This is a genomic window from Catenibacterium sp. co_0103, assembly GCF_004168205.1.
Lineage (GTDB): Bacteria > Bacillota_I > Bacilli_A > Erysipelotrichales > Coprobacillaceae > Catenibacterium > Catenibacterium mitsuoka_A.
Genome location: NZ_RCYB01000147.1, coordinates 1 through 3282 on the forward strand (window position 1 = coordinate 1; position 3282 = coordinate 3282).

At 33.9% G+C, this 3282-nt stretch carries 2 protein-coding genes; both read left to right on the plus strand.

Going from position 1 to position 3282, the window contains the following annotated elements; genetic code table 11:
• The coding region (locus tag EAI80_RS13535; RefSeq protein WP_161220359.1) for a hypothetical protein at positions 1–538 on the plus strand (538 nt) is incomplete at its 5' end.
• Between the two features lie 592 nt (positions 539–1130).
• On the plus strand, positions 1131–3176 hold the full coding sequence (locus EAI80_RS12505) for a glycogen/starch synthase (RefSeq protein WP_192924063.1): 2046 nt from the start codon (positions 1131–1133) through the stop codon (positions 3174–3176).
• The last annotated feature ends 106 nt before the right edge of the window (positions 3177–3282 follow it).

Consider the following 3282-nt stretch of genomic DNA (forward strand, 5'->3'; position numbering starts at 1 on the left):
TGCATATAGAGGAATATCTCATCACAAGGTTGCCATTGTCTGTGCTACAGATGAAAATGATCATATGATGATGCAGGTATCAGGTCTTGGAAGTGAATCATTTGATAAATATAAAGCGAATAAAGATTACTTTGAAGATGTTGAAGAGTTCATATCAGATTCAAAGGCAAGCATACAGCAGTTTGCCAACTATCTTGAAGCAGTAAACAATAAGATAAAGACATCTCCCATAGAGAAGAGATATCTTACCGATGATGGAAAATCATTAGGTTCTGTCAATGAGATGATGACAGAAGTGAGTTCAATGATACAGACAACAAGAGGCGTTGGAACCAGATATATACAAGGTTATCTAGATTTTCTGCTTCTTAAGAAGCAGGCTAAATATACATTCAAAAGAAAGGAAATGGCAGCTGAGATTCTTAGAATGATTATAGATACAGAGGCTTTCAGTAACGAAATGGTGAGAGCTACGCCTATGCCCATTTCACTTAAGGAAGCCAATTATGAGTATCGTTATGGGATTTTTGCCGAATAAGATAACCTAAAGCAACAATTTTCTTAAAAAGAGCGAAAAAAAATAAAAAATCATAGTATTCTTTGTCATATTTGTTGAGCTAATTATATCATTTCTATATCAACTATTCATTAACAACTACAATTCAATTTTGTACATTTAGAGGCATCTCCATCTAATAAAACTATTAGAAATTATTAGAAACTAATGGAAAGTATTGAAAAGTGACTTTCTGTTACTCCTAAGCGAAAGGTCGTAAGTTCAAATCTTATCTGGGACGCCAAACTATAAGTAAAGAGATTAAACATACGTGCAGTGTTGTTTAATCTTTTTTTTGTTTTCAGGGAGGGTATATGTTTATGTAAATAAGAATATATATAATAATAATAATAAGTATTTGAAGGAACGTCCATAAATCCATTTTTAGGAATAAGTCTCTTTTGTATAAACAACCTTTACATATTATGGTACAATAAATAAAGAAATATTTTGAATACATTACTTACTTTAAGTGAACTTATAGTTTGATTGTAATAGTAGGGGATGTTGCAAGAGAAAATGGGAAAGTTAGGTTTTATGGTTTGATTTTATTTTAAAGATCGGAGAAGAAGATATGAGAAAGAAAACAGTTCAAAAAACTACAAAGAAAGCAACTACAAAAGCAGCTGCTGTTAAGGAAGAAACAGTAACAGCTGCTGCTAAGGATACAACAAAAGAAACTACTCCTGTAAAGGAAACAGTTAAGAAAACTACAGCCACTAAGACTGCAATTAAAAAAGAAGCTCCTGTAAAGGAAACAGCTACTAAAGTAGAAACTATAAAGAAAGCTGAACCTAAAAAGACAACAGCAAAGAAGACTACAACTACAAAGAAAGCAGCCGCAAAAGCAGAAGTTGTTAAGGAAGAAGCTCCTGTAAAGAAAGCTGAACCTAAAAAGACAACAGCTAAGAAGACTGCAACTACAAAGAAAGCAGCTGCAAAAGCAGAAGTCGTTAAGGAAGAAGTTCCTGTAAAGAAAGCTGAACCTAAAAAGTCAATAGCTAAGAAAACAGCAACTGCAAAGAAGACAACTAAGAAAGCAACAACAGCTAAGAAAGAAACGGTTAAGAAGGAAGAAGCACCTAAAGTAGAAAAGAAAGTTGAAGTGAAACCTGAAGTAGTCGTTCAGGAAACTCCTGCTCCAGCACCAGTTGATTTAGGTCCACGTAGAAGTGTAGCATTCATTGGTTCTGAATGTTATCCATTTGTAAAGACAGGTGGATTAGGAGATGTTATGTCTGCTCTTCCTAAGAGTCTTGCTAAGTTGAATTGTGATGTTAAGGTTATTATTCCTAGATATAAATGTATTCCACAGAAGTTCCAGGAAAAGATGGAATATAAAGGATCATTCTCTATGGACTTATGTTCAGATGGCAAACAGTATTATGTAGGTATTATGGAATACCAGGAAGATGGCGTTGTTTATGATTTTATTGATAACGATGAATTCTTCTCTTGGGGTAATCCATATACTAATCTAATCGATGATATTCCTAAATTCTGTTATTTTGGTAAAGCGGCTCTTGCAGCTCTTAACTATTTAGATTGGACACCTGATGTTGTACATTGTCATGACTGGCAGGCTGCTTTAGTTCCACTATACTTAAGAACATGCTTTAAAGACAGCAATGTAGGACGTGCAAGCTGTGTACTTACTATTCATAACTTAAGATTCCAGGGAATCTATGATAGAAAGACTATTCAGTATTGGTCAGGACTTCCTGATTATGTATTTAATAAAGACTGCCTCACACAGAATTGGTTGGATGCGAATATGTTGAAGGGTGGTATTACTTATAGTAATGTTGTAACTACAGTAAGTAATACATATGCTGGTGAAATCCAGACAGAAGAATATGGTGAAGGTCTTGAAGAACACTTAAGATATCATCATAACAAGCTTGTAGGTATCGTAAATGGTATTGACACAGATATCTGGAATCCAGCAACTGATAAACTATTAGCTGCGCCATATGATAGTATGAATGTTATTGAAAACAAGAAAGCAAATAAGAAAGCTTTACAGGAATCATTAGGATTAGAAGTAGATGATCATAAGATTGTTATTGGTTTGATTTCACGTTTGACTAACCAGAAGGGTCTAGATCTTGTAAATAGTGTAATTCCACATATTATGGATGAACATACACAGCTTGTTGTATTAGGTACAGGTGATGCCGAATATGAAGATGCATTCCGTTATTATGAAAACGCGTATAAGGGTAACTTCTGTGCTTATATTGCCTACAATGAAAATGTAGCACATAACATCTATGCTGGATGTGATGCATTATTAGTACCATCTAGATTTGAACCATGTGGATTAACTCAGTTAATTAGTATGAGATATGGTTCAGTACCAATCGTAAGAGAAACTGGTGGATTAAAAGATACAGTACAGCCTTATAACTTATTTGATAACACTGGTAATGGATTTACATTCGACAGATATGAAAGTGGTCTTTTATATGATGCAATCAATCGTGCTAAGACACTTTACTTCGAAAATAGAACATACTGGGATGATATGGTAGTTCGTAATATGAAAAAAGATGTATCTTGGGAACAGAGTGCAAAACACTACAAAGATATCTATGTAGGATTAACACCTAAATATTAATGTAAACAAAATGCAATGTTAGTAATCTAGAACCTTTAATTTTTAAGGGGGGTCAATAAAAAACTCGCTTTAAATATTTGGGGGTTTCCACTTGTAAAGGGCAGTC